The organism is Robbsia andropogonis, from assembly GCF_000970345.1.
GTDB lineage: Bacteria > Pseudomonadota > Gammaproteobacteria > Burkholderiales > Burkholderiaceae > Robbsia > Robbsia andropogonis.
Map to the genome: position 1 here is coordinate 218,849 of NZ_LAQU01000001.1, position 15,653 is coordinate 234,501.

Here is a 15,653-nt window from a genome sequence, read left to right on the forward strand (position 1 = left end):
AATCACCGCCGTGCCGGCGTACAGGGAAAATAGGACGCGCGTCCTGACAAGCCGCGCTGCCAGACACTCGATGCGCTGAGCGCCGGATCAATCCCCGTCGATCCCGCATGACTTGCGGACGTCGACACGCTCAGGCCGTCATTCCGTGACAGCAAAGGATTGGGGTGACCGCTTGCAACGGTATCGCGCGCCATCTTCAGCAGCCGCCACCGAAGATCATCCGCTTTCATCAGGTCCGCCCGGATCATGCTACCTACCGCCGCCCCAATCTCGCCAAAGACGACCTCCCATTCAGCTGATCGGGGTATGGCACGGCAGCCCTGCACACCATCATGCCGGGCATGTACGTACCAGCCTCCCGTGCGTCCGATGTGAAGACCCGCCTGCTCGTTGAACCCGTTGAGGCGCATCACCGCCGACGACGCATCGAACACCCCTCCCGGCAATGTCAGCGCGGCGAGCGCTTGCACGTCATCGGTACGTCCGTGTATCCACGCCGTTTTCAGAAGTGCGTTGAACAGTTCACCGCCCATGTAACCAGGCGGTGTACGCGCCATCTGGTCATCTGGCGCGGCCGCCCACCGGCCACGCCAACGCGCGACAAACTCCCGACCCGTCTCGGGGACCCCGATCCACCGATAAATACCGTTATCCAACAACCGCACCTGCGTCAGCAAGTACCTGCGCAAGGTCTGTCGCTCCGCATCCGACAACTCATCAATCAAATGCGTGGACGTTGCATATTTGAAAAGCGTAATACCGAACAAGCCGATATCATCCTTGAGATCGAACACGGCTAGCGGCGTTTGACTGGTGGCATCGGCGAACAACCGAATCACTCCCCCGTCGATCCGCAATGAGGTCGTACGCTCGAACACGGACCGATCATCATGCGCTCCGCTTAAGACCTCGCTCATTGGCGCAACCCCTTCCGTGGTCCCACCCTCGATGGATACCGTGGCATTCGTCCCCTCACTCGGCACTGACATCGATGGCGTCCGGCGAATCATCAGCCGTTCGACAAACGTCCGCACGATGGCGATGTCAGACGGATGATCGAGGGTGAAAGTGAGATCGGCCATCAACTCAAACAGCACAAAGCGACTCGACAGCTCATGTGCATGCCAACCTTCAACGCGTTGCCAATGTTCATACGCGGCTACGAAGGCATCCAGCACGACGAACTCTTGCTGCAAGAAATCATGTTGCACGAAGGAAATGCGAATCGGTTCCCGGCGGCCAAGGCTGGCCTTCGGCAATATCGCCATGAAGCGATGCGAAATGCCAAATTGGGTCAACATGGATTCTGGAAAGATCAAATCGCGCCCGCTGATCGTGATCTGCTGCGCACGTTCGAAGCCATGAGCGGGATAGCCGATCTTGAATGTGCTGGCGACAATAGTTGATCGCTCCGCCAGCGAAGGGTCGCAATCCGCCAGTGCCTTCAGAAAGCAACCCACGAAGGAGGAAGCATCGGTCAAGCACTCCCCAGGAACAGACAACGCGCATGCCACCATATCGATGGTTACACCGGATGTGTGTGATTTTCCCTTGCCCGGCAAATGCCTGAACACGTTGCGCATCAAGAAACCCACCAGGTCGGGCGCGTCCACACGATCCAGCGTGCGACGTACGCCCACCGCTGCGGACTCGCCTCGCGTCGTGCCGTGCGCAACGATATAAAGGCGTAACGGGATATCCGTCCCGGACAACATTTTCTTGTAGCACGATCTGGAGACGCTCTGAAATTGCCCGTTAAGCAAGCGACAAACCCGTGGTTCTCGCCATGCTTGCGACGATGCCAGCTTACGCGCGACGGGCCTCTCTTGCGCGAAACGGCGCGTGACCGACACGGTATCCTCCGTGCCCGGCACCCACTGAAATACCCGGAGCGCATCGGTGATCTGCCCGTCAGGCGCCTCCACCAGCCAAGTCGCCCCGCTATTGATGACTTCCTTCACCGCTGTACGTTGACTGACGCCATCGTTGCTCAAGAGCACGACGATTCGCTCCGTCATCGCCATCGGTGCGCTTGCAGGCATCGCGACATCACGCGTGCGCCGGAGCATCTCACCAACAACCAACGGCACCGAAGCGCCTGCCGGAGTCACAGATTCGCCCTGCCCTTCCAGGAGTCCCCCATCGCATGCGGCATCAACGAGCAAGCGTCTTGCGCGCTCCGTCCATTGGTTCGCAGCGTCGATGCTCAGCAAGGCTTTCACGATAGAATCCGAATGTGTGCAAGCAGAAAGCTTCGCAGACTTGCTGCTTTGACGCACCCAGGCGAGGCTCCGCCATTCGGCCAATCCTCACACGTCTCGCCGGTGCATCCACGCCGTTCAAGCAGGCGTACCTTGGCCCCACGGGGTCGAACACGGCCAACATCCGGCAATCCGCCAAACGCTGTCAGGCAATCGAATCGAGCCGCGTCAAAAGGCAGGCGATCGAATGGACGATTTCGGTGGAAATAATGCGCTTACGGCCATCAACCGCTGCGGCCGATTGCCGTGCTGCTACGAAAATATGATCGTCTTATGCCCATTGATCAGCACGCGGTGCTCGACGTGCCATTTGACGGCGCGTGCCAGGGTCACGCATTCGACGTCGCGACCGATCGCGGTCAGTTGTTCCGCGTTCATGCTGTGATCGACACGTTCCACGCCTTGCTCGATGATCGGGCCCTCGTCCAGATCCGTCGTTACATAATGCGCGGTTGCGCCGATCAGTTTCACACCCCGGTCAAACGCCTGGAAATACGGCCGCGCACCTTTGAAGCTGGGAAGGAACGAGTGGTGGATATTGATGGCCCGCCCGGTGAGTTTCTCGCAGAGTGCCGGCGATAAAATCTGCATGTATCGCGCCAACACCACCAGGTCGATCTGCTGTTCTTCAAGCACCTCGATGATCCGCGCTTCCTGCGCCGCCTTTCCTTCCGGCGTCGCGTTCATCAGCGGGAAGTGATAAAACGGAATATCGTACGACGCCGCCAACTGGTAGAAGTCCTTGTGATTCGACACGATTGCCGGAATCTCGATCGGTAGTTGACCGGTCCGATAGCGAAACAGCAAATCGTTCAAGCAATGCCCGATCTTCGACACCATCAACATGACCCGCGGTTTGTGCGCCATCGCATGCAGTTCCCATTGCATGCCAAAACGCTCGGCAAGCGGCGCGAACGCCTGCAGCAACAATGCATGCCCGGCCTCCACGCCAATCTCCTCGAAGTGCACACGCATGAAAAAACGCCCGGTGTGTGCATCGCCGAATTGCGCGGAATCCAGCACGTTGGCGCCACGCTCGAACAGGAACCCTGTCACGGCGTGAATGATGCCCGGGCGGTCCTGGCAACCCAGCGTCAATATGTAATCGTGGCGCGCTGACATAGGATGCTTCCCTCAACTCTCTACTATTGCTTGATTAAATTGAAACGTATCATAGTGGCGCGCTATAAAGCGCACCGAATCCCATTGCGTGCTGCGCCGTGATCCAGCCCCGACGCAACGCACAATCCAGCGTGGCGATGCTGGCATCCATCGTCATCTCGCCGCGTGCGATAGCAAGGAGCACATCGGCAAGCGTGACATGAAGATGCTCCGCCACTTCGCCATCCTCGGCATGCGGCACGAAATCATACGGCAACGCCAGATCGAAAACGAACAGTTGCTCGGCTTGCACGCCCTGGTCGATTTCGGTCAAGACGTGAAGTATGCCACCAGGCGTTGCGGTGGCCGCCAATGCGGCGGCGATACCCGACTCCTCCCAGCACTCCTTGACCAGGGCCTCGGCAATACTGCAGCCCCACGGGATGCCGCCGCCCACCAAATTGTCCAGCCTCCCTGGATCAACGGCCTTCGCGTTGCTGCGCCGTGCAATCCACATCGACATACCCGCTTCGTCGGCTAGCGTTCCTTGCACCCCGTTGACATGTACCGCATACGTCATCGTGCCGAAGAACCGCGACGCGGCCCGCTCGATGAATGCCAGCGGCGGATCATCGAACGTATTGCGGATCGCGAAAATCTCGTCACGCCAACCCGTGATTCGGCCGTCGTCGCGCAAGGTGGCAATGACCTCGCCCAGCGCACGCGTGCGCGCAGGCTCGTCGGCAAGCGACGGCGCCAGCATCACGACCCCCGCGCCTTGCGTATTGTCAAAGACGGCGCCCCCTTCGTCCGCACCGCGCGTCGGTTCAGCGCCGCCGTCGATCGCACGCCGCCCCGGCACGAAAGCGAAATACCCTGGCCAGCGCGCCAGACGCGCGACGTCATCGTGACGAACCCAGCCCACGCGGACACCGTTGATCTCGAATCGCCAGAAACGGCTCGGATCGAAGTAACGCGCGTCCGCGATGCATGCCGGCGCACCCGTCGGGCCGCCCGTCAACCGCTCCCGCGCCGCGTCCAATGTATTGTCCGATATATTCATGCCGCCCATCCCCATAGGTCGCGAAGCCAGGTTTGCCGGGAGCACCCGATCAATGTCCTTCAAACGTACATAGCGTGAACAACGGCAACCCGGCATTACGCAGCAGCGTCGATCCTCCCAACTCGGGCAAATCGATCAATGCCGCCCCTTCGACCACCTCGGCGCCCAGGCGCTGCAACAACGCCCGCCCGGCCAGCAACGTACCGCCCGTCGCGATCAAATCGTCCACCAATACGACCCGATCGCCAGGCTGGCACGCATCGATGTGGGCTTCCAGCGTTGCCTCGCCATATTCGAGCTTGTACGATTCGCTTATCTTCTTGTAAGGCAGTTTTCCTTGCTTGCGCAATGGAATAAAGCCCGCGCCCAAGGCATGGGCGAGCAGTGGCGCGAGGATGAACCCTCTCGCCTCAAGTCCGGCAAAGTGCGCGATGCGCTGCTCTTGGTAGCGGGCGGCAAACGCCGAGACAATGACGTTCATCGTCGCGGCGGAGGCCAGTAATGGCGTGATGTCACGAAATTGCACACCTGGCGACGGCCAGTCGGGAACAGTCCTGACACGCGCGCGCAGATAGGCGGCGACGGCCTCCCGATCACCGGGAGCCGGCAACGTCTTTGTTGAAAAATCCACTGGATACCCTTGTTGATTCGTCGGCCGACAGGTCGTTTGACGTGCAGTCCTGCCCCGCCACCCTGGTCTGCCGCGCGATCGCGCCACATCGCACGGCGGGCGCGGCAAACAGGACTACACGCGGGCGCTCACGCGGAGCAGCCTTTCCTCCGCCTCCGACAGGGCCAAAGGCGTGCCGCGCAGCACCAGCACGTCGTTTATCATCACCTTGGCCGCGGCATCCGGCTCCCCTCCCCGAATGCCGCGACGCCGGATGGCCGTTACTTCCACACCGATCTCGCGCAGGCGCAAATCGCCCAGCGTCCGGCCCACCGCATCGGCATGCGGTTCGATTTTGACGGATTGTAGCCTGACCTGCTCGTCCTCGTTCTCATCGTCGGGATCATCGGCACCCCGAAAATAGCCACGCAGCAGGCCATAGCGATCGTCGCGCATCTGTTCCACGCGCCGCAGCACACGCCGCATCGGCACCCCCACCACCACGAGCGTGTGCGACGCCAGCATCAGACTGCCCTCGACGATTTCGGGAATCACTTCGGTCGCGCCGGCGGCCGTCAGCTTGTCGAATGCCGCGTCGTCGATGGTACGTACGATCACCGGCAACCCTGGATTCAACTCCTGCACATGCGCCAGCACCCGCAATGCCGACGATACATTCGCATACGTGATGGCCACCGCCGCGGCGCGTTGCAGGCCGGCGGCGGTGAGCGCCTCATGCCGGGAGGCATCACCGAACACGACCGATTCCCCGGCGGACGCGGCGGCGTTTACGCGATCCGGGTCCAGATCGAGCGCGACGTAGTCGACGCCCTCCTGTTCCAACATGCGCGCCAGATTCTGCCCGGAGCGACCATAACCGCAGATGATCACATGACCGCTGTTCTTCATGCTCTGCGTGGCGATCTTCGTCATCTGCAACGATTGCACCAGCCATTCGCTGGAGGACACGCGCATCACGATCCGATTCATGTTCTGCAAGAGAAACGGCGCAGCGATCATCGATAACAGCATGGCTGCAAGAATCACCTCGCTGGTCACCGGGTCCAGCAGGTGCTTGTCATTGATCAGGTTCATCAGGACAAAACCGAACTCGCCGGCCTGCGCGAGGCCCAACCCGGTACGCAACGCGACACCGGGCGTTGCACCGAAAAGCCGCGACAGACCCGTGATCAACGCCAACTTCAACGCCATCGGCACGACAAACAGCACGAGGACGGCAATCGGATGGTGCCAGACGATCATCGGGTCCAGCAGCATGCCGGTGGTGATGAAAAACAGCCCGAGGAGCACATCGCGGAACGGCTTGATGTCCTCTTCCACCTGATGCCGATACTGCGTCTCCGCAATCAGCATGCCGGCAATGAACGCGCCGAGCGCCATCGACAGACCCAGTTCCTCGGTCAGGAAAGCACCGCCCAGCGTCACCAGCAGCAGGTTCAGCATGAACAGTTCCTGCGAACGGCGACGCGCGACCAACGTCAGCCAGAAACGCATCAACGGCTGTCCGAGCCACAACAGCAACGACAGTGCGACCCCGATCTTCACCGCGGCCAGCCCGAGCGAAACCGCCAGATCCCGTGCATTCTGGCCGAGCGCGGCGAGGATGATCAGCAAAGGCACCACCGCGAGATCCTGGAATAACAGGACGCCAATGATCCTTCGCCCGTGTTCGGACTCCAGTTCCAGCTTCTCCGCGAGCATCTTGCTGACGATCGCCGTGGACGACATTGCCAGTGCCGCGCCCAGGGCAAAAGACGATTGCCAACTGAAATGCGCGAACGCATTAATAGCCGCGCCTGCCAGCATCGACGCGGCGATCGTACCCACCACCTGCGCCACGCCCAAGCCGAAAACGATGCGACGCATCGCACGCAATCGTGACAGCGAAAATTCGAGACCGATCGAGAACATCAGGAAGACAACCCCGAACTCGGCCAGATATTCAACACGCGACGCATCGGACGCAATGCCCAACGCATGCGGTCCCACCAGAATGCCGACGGTCAAATACCCCAGCATCGGCGGCAGGTTCAAGCTGCGGAACAGGACCACGCCGGCTACGGCAGCCAGCAACAGCATCAAGGTCAGCTCCAGCGGTGTCGTCATCGTCAGGTCTTGCTCGTGGAAAGTCAGGTAAGAACGGGCACTACGGTGAGCGCATCGAATATGTCAAGCGTCGCCATACGGAACCGGATCGGTCCGGTACACATCGGCGGCAGGCATGCGCGGCGCCCACGGCATCCGGCATCCGGCATCAGGCATAAGGTGGCGCAGCGGGCAAAGAACAGGAGAAAACAGAACGGCGATGCCGCAAGCACGGCATATCTCTCGAAGAGGAAAGGTAACCACCTCGAAAATAGCATCATCTTGTGACAACACTGTCGCTTCCTACCAACATTCACCACGGGGAAGCGCCTGCAACAGGCTGAATTCGATGGCAGATCGACGCGTGCCCTTCCGTCGTCGGCCGGTAATGTTCCGTCACAGAACGGTAACGGAAATGCGTTTCCCGGCGGGCGCCCGAAATACCCGATTACAGGCCTTTTGTTATACTCCGCGAATGATAGCGAAAATCAATCAAGACCGTGCCATGTCATTGGCACGCAACGTCCTGGCCATCGAAGCGGACGCCGTGCGCGGCGTCGCGGAGCGTCTGGATGTGCAATTCGTCGACGCGGTCCAGTTGCTGCTGGCTTGCCGCGGACGGGTGGTCGTCTCCGGCATCGGCAAGTCCGGCCATATCGCGCGCAAGGTCGCGGCCACATTGGCGAGTACCGGCACGCCGGCATTCTTCGTCCACCCGGCCGAGGCGGTTCACGGCGATCTCGGCATGATTACCGCGGACGACGTGTTTCTCGTGATTTCGTATTCCGGCGAGACCGATGAGTTGCTCCGGATCATGCCGCTGGTGAAACGCATGGATACCGGCTTGATCGCTATCACCGGCAATCCGCAGTCCAGCCTGGCGCGATTAGCCGATGCGCATCTCGACGGGCATATCACAAAAGAAGCGTGTCCGATGAATCTCGCGCCCACCGCCAGCGCCGTCGCCGCGTTGGCCCTCGGTGACGCGCTGGCCTGCGCGGTCCTGGACGCACGCGGTTTTGGCCCTGAAGATTTCGCACGGTCGCACCCTGGAGGCGCCCTGGGTCGTCGCCTGCTGACATACGTTCGCGACATCATGCGCGTCGGTGACGCCGTCCCCCGTGTTTCGGCAGGCGCGAGCGTTCATGACGCCTTGTTCGAAATCACGGCGAAAGGGCTGGGCATGACCGCGGTGACCGAGGCTGGCGACAAATTGATCGGCGTCTTCACGGACGGTGACCTGAGGCGCGTGCTGAAGAGCCATTCGAATCTGGATATGCTGCCGATCCGCGATGTGATGACACCATCGCCGAGAGTCATCGCGCCGGATCATCTGGCAAGCGAAGCCGCCAGCCAGATGGAAAAACACCGCGTCACCCAGATTCTGGTGGTCGAACCCGCCGGCACGTTGGTTGGTGCGTTGAATCTGCATGACCTCTTCCGCGCGAAGGTAATCTGATGACCCGGCAGACCGCCCTCGCCAATGCGGCAGCGCCGCTTCCTGCGCCATTCGACGCCGACGACGTGGCACGCCGCGCCGCCGGTATCCGGTTGATGGCGTTCGACATAGACGGCGTATTCACCAGCGGCGAGATTTACTACGGGGCCGATGGTGAAATGCTGAAGGCGTTCCATACGCTCGATGGCCATGGCGTCAAGCAGTTGGCCCGGTGTGGCATCGAGGTAGCCATCATCACGGGCCGGGAGTCCGGCATCGTGTCCTCCCGGGCGCGCGAACTCGGCATCACGCGCGTATTCCAGGGCGTCAAGCAAAAAGACGATGTCCTGGCGGCGCTGCGGGCCGAATTGCAGTTACAAGACATGCACATCGGCTACATGGGCGATGACTGGCCGGATCTGCCGGTGCTATGCCGTGTCGGTCTTGCCTGCGCGCCGGCGAACGCGCACACGGACGTCAAGGCACGTGTGCATGTCGTGACGCAAGCGCGTGGCGGCGAGGGTGCGGTACGGGAAGTGTGCGATCTGATCCTGCGGGCCACCGGACATTACGACGCGCTGCTGGCACAGCAATGCCGGAGCTGATGTGATGACTTCCAGCGCTTCCGCCGGCGGCACGCCCACCCCGCCACCGCCACCCAGCCCGCGCCGTGCGCATCAGGTGAAATGGACACAGCGCGTCGCGCCGTTCCTGCCGATCATCATCATGGCGATTCTGGCTGCCGGGACGTACTGGGTGCTTCAGACATCGCTGCGCCCTGCTGAAGAAACGGTCACGAAGAAGCTTGAACATACGCCGGATTATTTTGGCAACGACCTATCCGTGACGATGCTGGACGATACCGGCAACGTCCAGTACCGGCTCAATGCGAAAACGATGAAGCATTTTGAAGACGACCAGACGAGCTTCCTGACCGAGCCCGCGTTGCGCTCGTTCAAGCCGGGCTCGCCGATCATCACCGCCACGTCCAAATGGGGCGTGGTCAATAGCGATGGCTCCATCGTGAACCTGTACGATGATGCGAAGATCGTCCGTGCACCAGGGCCCGCGGACCCGCCAATGGAAGCCGATTCATCTCATTTCGAAGTACTGGTGAACGACGACACGATTCGGACAGAAAAACCCGTCAAGCTGACCCGCGGCCCGTCGGTTGCGACGTCCACGCAAGGCATGACATATATCAACACGACCCGCGCGGCCCAATTGTTCGGTAATGTACGCGGTTCCATCGCGGCACAGGAATTGAACGGCGGGTCGCGCTGAATTAGAACGACCAGATGACATTCATGTATCAAGAGCCTCGTATCCTCGCGCGGCGCGTGACGGCCGCGCTGGCAACGATCACAGCCCTGTTGAGCGGGTTGATCACGTCGACCGTGCATGCCGAGCAAGCGGACAAGAACAAGCCGCTGGTCTATTCGGCTGACCATCTCTCCTACGACGACCTGAAACAGACGACCATCCTGACCGGCAATGTCGAACTGACGAAAGGTACGATCATCGTTCGCGGCGACCGGGCTGAAATTCACCAGGACCCGGAAGGCTATTCCTACGCCACGGCCACGTCCGACAAGGGGCTCGCCTACATCCGGGAGAAGCGCGATGGGGTCAATGAATACTTCGAGGGACAGGGCAAGCGTATCGACTATGACGGCAAGAACGACGTCTCGACACTGACTGGCCAGGCCGTCGCGCGACGCCTGTCAGGTCTGACCACGCCTATCGACGAGGTACACGGCAGTGTCATCCGCTACGATGGTCAGACGGGCTATTACACGGCGCAATCGAATGGCGGCACAAAGACGGGTACGCCCGGTGGTCGCGTGCGTGGCATGATCGCACCGACGACCAATACGTCGGGCGGCGCCGTGTTGACGCCGAGCGATGGCAGCGACGTAACGCCGCCCCCCGCCACGACAGGCAAGGCGCGAAGCAACCTGTCGCCGGCGGCGACGGACGGCGCATCCACCACATCGGGCGCCACGCCGCTGGAACCCGCGCGTCAGTTGGAGGATGCACAATGACGGACACGGTCATCGCAGCAATGAACGACCAGGCGACAGCGCACGAAAGCAGCGGATTATTGCAGCATGCCGGCGAGCGCCGCACGCTGAAAGTGCGCAACCTGGAAAAACGCTATGGTGCGCGTACCGTCGTCAAGGACGTGTCCCTGGACGTATCAAGTGGCGAGGTCGTCGGTCTGCTTGGTCCGAACGGCGCGGGCAAAACGACATCGTTCTATATGATCGTTGGTCTGGTGCCATTGGACGCTGGGCAAATCGAGCTGAACGACGAGGTTATCTCGAAGCTGCCGATTCACCTGCGCGCAAAGCTGGGCCTGTCGTATCTGCCCCAGGAAGCGTCCGTGTTCCGAAAGTTGAGCGTGGAGCAGAATATCCGCGCGGTGCTGGAATTGCAGCATCACCCGGACGGCCGCAAATTGTCGCGCCAGGAACTGGGAGACAGGACCACGGCGCTCCTCGAAGAATTGCAGATTGCGCATCTGCGTCAAAATCCGGCACTGTCCTTGTCTGGTGGCGAACGGCGACGCGTGGAAATCGCACGGGCACTCGCGACCGATCCCGGTTTCATTCTGCTGGATGAGCCGTTCGCCGGCGTCGACCCGATCGCGGTGATCGAGATCCAGAAGATCGTAAGGTTTCTGAAAAGCCGCAATATCGGCGTACTGATCACCGATCACAATGTACGCGAAACCCTGGGTATCTGCGATCACGCCTACATCATCAGCGACGGGCATGTCCTCGCCGCAGGCGCGCCGTCCGACATCATCGCCAACGAAAACGTGCGGCGGGTGTACCTCGGCGAACATTTCCGGATGTAATACACGGCCAAAAACCGATCCGTCAACCGCGTCACATCGCTTTTTCTACATTCCCGCGCCCCGGTCGACCTACGTTGCCCGGGGCGCGCTGCAATTACCGGGCCATGTTACGTATCAAACGCAATCTAGTGGTTTCGCCGCGTCAGCAAAGCCACTACAATGGTTGGCGATATTATGAAAGCCAGCCTCCAGTTACGCCTCTCTCAACACCTCGCGCTCACGCCGCAGTTGCAGCAATCCATTCGATTGCTGCAACTGTCGACGCTGGAATTGCAACAGGAAGTTGCCACCGCTGTCGCCCAGAATCCATTGCTCGAGAGCGATGACGATTGGGGCGGCAAGTCGTTGCGCGTCGCCAGTGATGGATCATTGGCATCGAGCGCCGGTACGGCCGCTTCCAACGATGGCGCGCGCGGGGCGGATCGGCGGGACGGCGACGGTGCCGTGGACGGCGGCGCCGGGGCGGATGCGCGTGGCGATGGCGGCAACGACGGCGAACGACGTGACGAGCCGGCGCGCGACAGTAGCGACGACGGCCCGACCTGGAGTCTCGACGACTACGCGCGCGGTCCCTCGGGTGGCAATAGCGCCGGCAACGACGATGATGACTTGCCACCGATGCAGCTCGAGGAAGTCCCCACGAACCTGCGCGATTATCTGAACAGCCAGCTCGCACTGACCCGTACGGATGCACGCGACCGGGCCTTGGTAACTTTCCTGATCGAGTCGATCGATGACGCCGGCTATCTGACGACCACGCTGGACGAAATCATCGATGAATTGTCCGAAGACAGCGGTGTTGATCTCGATGATTTGACCAATGCGTTGACGTTGCTGCAAAGCTTCGACCCCCCTGGTGTAGGGGCACGTTCGCCGTCGGAATGCCTGGCGCTGCAATTGCGCAGGCATGAACCAAGCGCGACGCGGACACTGGCGATCGAGATCGTCAATCATCATCTCGAATTGCTGGCGGCGCGAGATTTTACGCGGCTGCGGCGCCAGTTGAAGGTCGACGACGACGCGCTGCGAGAAGCGCATCAATTGATTCGTTCGCTCGAACCCTTCCCGGGCGCGGCCTATAGTAGCGCGGAAGCAGACTACGTGGTCCCGGACGTGCTTGTTCGTAAGACCGGCCAGGGCTGGATCGCCGAGTTGAATCCCGAAGTCGTACCGAAACTCCGGATCAACAATCTGTATGCCAATATCCTGCGCAATAACCGGGGCGATCCCGGCAGTGGTTCATTGCGTCAGCAACTTCAGGAAGCACGTTGGCTGATCAAAAATATTCAGCAGCGTTTCGATACAATTTTGCGTGTGGCGCAAGCTATCGTGGAAAGGCAGAAGAATTTTTTTGCCCATGGCGAAATCGCCATGCGTCCCTTGGTTTTGCGCGAGATTGCTGATACGCTAGGTTTACACGAGTCGACGGTATCGCGCGTCACCACAGGTAAGTACATGCTGACGCCGTCCGGGACGCTCGAATTCAAGTTTTTCTTCGGGTCGCATATCTCAACGGATACCGGCGGCTCGGCCTCATCCACAGCGATACGTGCACTGATCAAGCAATTGATAGGAGCAGAAGACCCGAAATCTCCGCTATCGGACAGCCGGATCGCCGAACTTCTCGCCGAACAAGGTTTCGTCGTCGCACGACGCACGGTTGCCAAGTACCGCGAAGCGCTTCGCATTCCTGCTGTCAACCTCCGAAAGTCGCTGTAGGTTCCCGTCCCAGCCGTTGCCCAGCAAGGCTGCGGCCGGTGGCTCGCAGCGAGGGTGTAGTAGCCCGTCGCATGTTGCGCCGGGTTTGTACCGGCCGCGATCGACTGAACAGCCTACGCTGCACGGCGATCCTCCGGCCCCAGCATGGGAGAAGCAGCAATGAATCTGACCATCAGTGGACACCATCTCGATGTTACGCCCGCCTTGCGCGAGTATGTGATGAACAAACTCGACAAGGTGCTACGGCACTATGATCAGGTAATCGCCGTGAATGTGCTGCTGACAGTAGACAACCATCGGGAAAAGGAAAAACGGCAACGCGCCGAAATCACGCTGACGGTCAAGAAACGCGACATCTACGTCGAAAGTGCCGACGGAGACTTGTACGCGGCGATCGATCTTCTGGTCGACAAACTCGACCGCCAGGTACTGCGCCACAAGGACCGGCTGCAAGGCCATGAGCGCGAGGCGCTGAAGTACGTCGCGGTGGATGCGGCGCAGGCTGAAGTGCAAGCAATGCAATAAGCGCCACGGCGTGGTGAGTACCACGCAATAATCCCGTTGATGCCGTGGCACATGTGTCCGGATCGGGAAAGTGGCGGTAAGGAATCGTTACGATGTCGATATAGTCGCGGGCGTATGCGCCCTTTCCAGGCCGTACAACGGCTCGGCTGCGTGCCGGTTACGCGTTACCGCACCGCGCTTCGTGTCGCATCTGGTATCAAAGCCGGTGGTCATGCCACCGGCTTTGTTGTTTGCAATGTGTTTTGCCCGCATCATGCCATTGTGTGGTTTCATTTGACGCGCGCAACAATGCCGCAATAACGAAAGCACGTGCTCTATAATAGGAAGTTCATCACGGGGAAATTCGGCTCGGCATGACGTTAGCGTGCGCACAAAGCGCTAGCGGCGGATGCCTGCTTTTCAACATGAATCGTTTAGCCAAACTGTTAGCGCCGGAAAACGTACAACTCGGCGTCAGTGTCACGAGCAAGAAACGCGTGTTCGAGCAGGCGGGTCTGATCTTCGAGAACCAGCATGGCATCGCGCGCAGCACCGTCACTGACAACCTTTTTGCACGTGAGCGGTTGGGGTCCACCGGCCTGGGGGAAGGCGTCGCCATTCCGCACGGCCGCATAAAGGGACTCAAGCAACCGCTTGCCGCATTCATGCGGCTGGATACGCCGGTGCCGTTCGACTCACCGGACGGCCAGCCTGTCTCGTTGCTGATTTTCCTATTAGTGCCGGAACAGGCCACGCAGCAACATCTGGAAATTTTGTCCGAAATCGCCCAGTTGCTGTCGGACCGCGACACACGCGAAATGCTTGCCGCGGAATCCGACCCGCTGCACGTTCATCGTGTCCTGACGCAGTGGCATAACTGACCCTCCTCTTCTTCGCGTGGAGTTTTCCGCCTGATGGACACGTCGAGCATCAATGCGCAAAGCATCTTCGACGATAACGCCGCCGAATTGAAACTCAGCTGGCTGACCGGCCATGAAGGCTGGGAGCGCGGTTTCTCTCCGGAAACGGTCGAGAGCGCGACGTCGAGCGCGGATTTGGTAGGACACTTGAACGTGATCCATCCCAACCGGATCCAAGTGCTGGGGGACGCCGAGCTGGCCTATTACCAACGCCAGTCCGACGAGGACCGCTCGCACGACATCGCCAAGCTGATCGCGCTCGAACCGCCGTTTCTAGTGATCGCGGGGACTGGCGAGGTGCCGGACGAGTTGATCCTGCGCTGCACACGGTCCTCGACGCCCGTTTTCACGACACCGCTTTCGTCGGCCGCCGTCATCGACAGCCTGCGACTGTATATGTCCCGCATCCTTGCGCCGCGCGCGACGATGCACGGCGTTTTCCTCGATATTCTCGGTCTCGGTGTGTTGCTGACAGGCGATTCAGGACTAGGCAAAAGCGAGCTGGGACTCGAGTTGATCAGCCGGGGCAATGGGCTGGTGGCAGATGATGCCGTCGATTTCGTACGCCTGGGCCCCGATTACATCGAAGGACGCTGCCCGCCGCTACTGCAGAATCTGCTTGAAGTCCGCGGGCTGGGTCTGCTCGACATCAAGACGATCTTCGGCGAAACCGCTGTTCGCCGGAAGATGAAGCTGAAATTGATCGTCAATCTGGTGCGGCGGCCGGACGGGGAATTCCACCGCCTGCCTATCGATGCACAGACGCTCGACGTCCTCGGCCTGCCGATTCCGAAAGTGAATTTGCAGGTAGCGGCGGGCCGAAACCTGGCGGTGTTGGTGGAGGCGGCCGTCCGCAATACGATCCTGAAGCTGCGCGGCATCGACACGCTGCATGATTTCATGGATCGGCAAAGGCTGGCCATGCAAGAACCGGACAGTCAGTTTCCTGGAAAAATGATCTGACGCGCAGGCAGTGACGACAGTGCTATGATGGCTGCAATCGCCGGTATGAACCGGTTCATCGTCTGCTTATCCAGACGGTGGCGCGGCGCGCGGCAACTGATTCGA

14 protein-coding genes are annotated in these 15,653 nt (G+C 60.4%); 9 read left to right on the forward strand and 5 right to left on the reverse strand.

The window, feature by feature from the left end:
- Nucleotides 1-2: 2 nt before the first annotated feature.
- From WM40_RS01005 to WM40_RS01025, 5 genes are all read right to left on the reverse strand, one after another.
- Nucleotides 3-2,222 carry a hypothetical protein gene (locus tag WM40_RS01005; RefSeq protein WP_024902534.1) on the reverse strand — a complete coding sequence of 740 codons (2,220 nt, stop codon included), beginning with the start codon at nucleotides 2,220-2,222 and terminating at the stop codon, nucleotides 3-5.
- A 291-nt stretch (nucleotides 2,223-2,513) separates the two neighbouring features.
- Nucleotides 2,514-3,383 (reverse strand): formyltetrahydrofolate deformylase, encoded by an 870-nt coding sequence (gene purU, locus WM40_RS01010; RefSeq protein ID WP_024902533.1) that lies wholly within the window; start codon nucleotides 3,381-3,383, stop codon nucleotides 2,514-2,516.
- A 49-nt stretch (nucleotides 3,384-3,432) separates the two neighbouring features.
- On the reverse strand, nucleotides 3,433-4,425 hold the full coding sequence (locus tag WM40_RS01015; RefSeq protein WP_081764820.1) for an NUDIX hydrolase: 993 nt from the start codon (nucleotides 4,423-4,425) through the stop codon (nucleotides 3,433-3,435).
- A 49-nt stretch (nucleotides 4,426-4,474) separates the two neighbouring features.
- Nucleotides 4,475-5,056, reverse strand: a complete 582-nt coding sequence (locus WM40_RS01020; protein WP_236693330.1) for an adenine phosphoribosyltransferase — start codon at nucleotides 5,054-5,056, stop codon at nucleotides 4,475-4,477.
- A gap of 114 nt (nucleotides 5,057-5,170) precedes the next feature.
- Nucleotides 5,171-7,162, reverse strand: coding sequence for a monovalent cation:proton antiporter-2 (CPA2) family protein (locus WM40_RS01025; RefSeq protein ID WP_024902530.1), 1,992 nt, complete (start codon nucleotides 7,160-7,162; stop codon nucleotides 5,171-5,173).
- Nucleotides 7,163-7,616: 454 nt separating this feature from the next.
- Between WM40_RS01025 and WM40_RS01035 the strand changes: the two genes are divergently transcribed.
- The 9 genes from WM40_RS01035 to hprK all read left to right on the forward strand — a co-directional run bounded on the left by WM40_RS01035 (nucleotide 7,617) and on the right by hprK (nucleotide 15,548).
- Nucleotides 7,617-8,600 carry a KpsF/GutQ family sugar-phosphate isomerase gene (locus tag WM40_RS01035; RefSeq protein WP_024902529.1) on the forward strand — a complete coding sequence of 328 codons (984 nt, stop codon included), beginning with the start codon at nucleotides 7,617-7,619 and terminating at the stop codon, nucleotides 8,598-8,600.
- Between the two features lie 95 nt (nucleotides 8,601-8,695).
- Nucleotides 8,696-9,184, forward strand: coding sequence for a KdsC family phosphatase (locus WM40_RS01040; RefSeq protein WP_046151998.1), 489 nt, complete (start codon nucleotides 8,696-8,698; stop codon nucleotides 9,182-9,184).
- A 4-nt stretch (nucleotides 9,185-9,188) separates the two neighbouring features.
- Nucleotides 9,189-9,863, forward strand: coding sequence for an LPS export ABC transporter periplasmic protein LptC (gene lptC, locus WM40_RS01045; RefSeq protein ID WP_081764819.1), 675 nt, complete (start codon nucleotides 9,189-9,191; stop codon nucleotides 9,861-9,863).
- Nucleotides 9,864-9,886: 23 nt separating this feature from the next.
- Nucleotides 9,887-10,624: a lipopolysaccharide transport periplasmic protein LptA gene (gene lptA, locus WM40_RS01050; RefSeq protein ID WP_082102379.1), complete on the forward strand. Its 738-nt coding sequence runs from the start codon at nucleotides 9,887-9,889 to the stop codon at nucleotides 10,622-10,624.
- Nucleotides 10,621-11,442, forward strand: a complete 822-nt coding sequence (gene lptB, locus WM40_RS01055; protein WP_024902526.1) for an LPS export ABC transporter ATP-binding protein — start codon at nucleotides 10,621-10,623, stop codon at nucleotides 11,440-11,442. Before lptA ends, lptB begins: the two co-directional genes overlap by 4 nt.
- A gap of 174 nt (nucleotides 11,443-11,616) precedes the next feature.
- Nucleotides 11,617-13,161: an RNA polymerase factor sigma-54 gene (locus WM40_RS01060; RefSeq protein ID WP_046152002.1), complete on the forward strand. Its 1,545-nt coding sequence runs from the start codon at nucleotides 11,617-11,619 to the stop codon at nucleotides 13,159-13,161.
- A gap of 159 nt (nucleotides 13,162-13,320) precedes the next feature.
- Entirely contained in the window at nucleotides 13,321-13,686 is a 366-nt protein-coding gene (gene hpf, locus WM40_RS01065) for a ribosome hibernation-promoting factor, HPF/YfiA family (protein WP_024902524.1), read from the forward strand.
- A 404-nt stretch (nucleotides 13,687-14,090) separates the two neighbouring features.
- A complete protein-coding gene (gene ptsN / locus WM40_RS01075; protein ID WP_024902522.1) occupies nucleotides 14,091-14,546 on the forward strand; it encodes a PTS IIA-like nitrogen regulatory protein PtsN in 456 nt (151 codons plus the stop codon).
- 33 nt (nucleotides 14,547-14,579) lie between these two features.
- Nucleotides 14,580-15,548, forward strand: a complete 969-nt coding sequence (hprK, locus tag WM40_RS01080; protein WP_024902521.1) for an HPr(Ser) kinase/phosphatase — start codon at nucleotides 14,580-14,582, stop codon at nucleotides 15,546-15,548.
- Nucleotides 15,549-15,653 lie beyond the last annotated feature (105 nt).

Excerpts from the sequence above, each read along its gene's own strand:
- WM40_RS01060 (WP_046152002.1), top strand. The coding sequence starts at position 11,617 with ATGAAAGCCAGCCTCCAGTTACGCCTCTCTCAACACCTCGCGCTCACG.
- lptB (WP_024902526.1), top strand. The coding sequence starts at position 10,621 with ATGACGGACACGGTCATCGCAGCAATGAACGACCAGGCGACAGCGCAC.
- lptA (WP_082102379.1), top strand. The coding sequence starts at position 9,887 with ATGTATCAAGAGCCTCGTATCCTCGCGCGGCGCGTGACGGCCGCGCTG.
- lptC (WP_081764819.1), top strand. The coding sequence starts at position 9,189 with ATGACTTCCAGCGCTTCCGCCGGCGGCACGCCCACCCCGCCACCGCCA.
- WM40_RS01035 (WP_024902529.1), top strand. The coding sequence starts at position 7,617 with ATGATAGCGAAAATCAATCAAGACCGTGCCATGTCATTGGCACGCAAC.
- hpf (WP_024902524.1), top strand. The coding sequence starts at position 13,321 with ATGAATCTGACCATCAGTGGACACCATCTCGATGTTACGCCCGCCTTG.
- WM40_RS01015 (WP_081764820.1), bottom strand. The coding sequence starts at position 4,425 with ATGAATATATCGGACAATACATTGGACGCGGCGCGGGAGCGGTTGACG.
- ptsN (WP_024902522.1), top strand. The coding sequence starts at position 14,091 with ATGAATCGTTTAGCCAAACTGTTAGCGCCGGAAAACGTACAACTCGGC.
- WM40_RS01025 (WP_024902530.1), bottom strand. The coding sequence starts at position 7,162 with ATGACGACACCGCTGGAGCTGACCTTGATGCTGTTGCTGGCTGCCGTA.
- purU (WP_024902533.1), bottom strand. The coding sequence starts at position 3,383 with ATGTCAGCGCGCCACGATTACATATTGACGCTGGGTTGCCAGGACCGC.
- hprK (WP_024902521.1), top strand. The coding sequence starts at position 14,580 with ATGGACACGTCGAGCATCAATGCGCAAAGCATCTTCGACGATAACGCC.
- WM40_RS01040 (WP_046151998.1), top strand. The coding sequence starts at position 8,696 with ATGGCGTTCGACATAGACGGCGTATTCACCAGCGGCGAGATTTACTAC.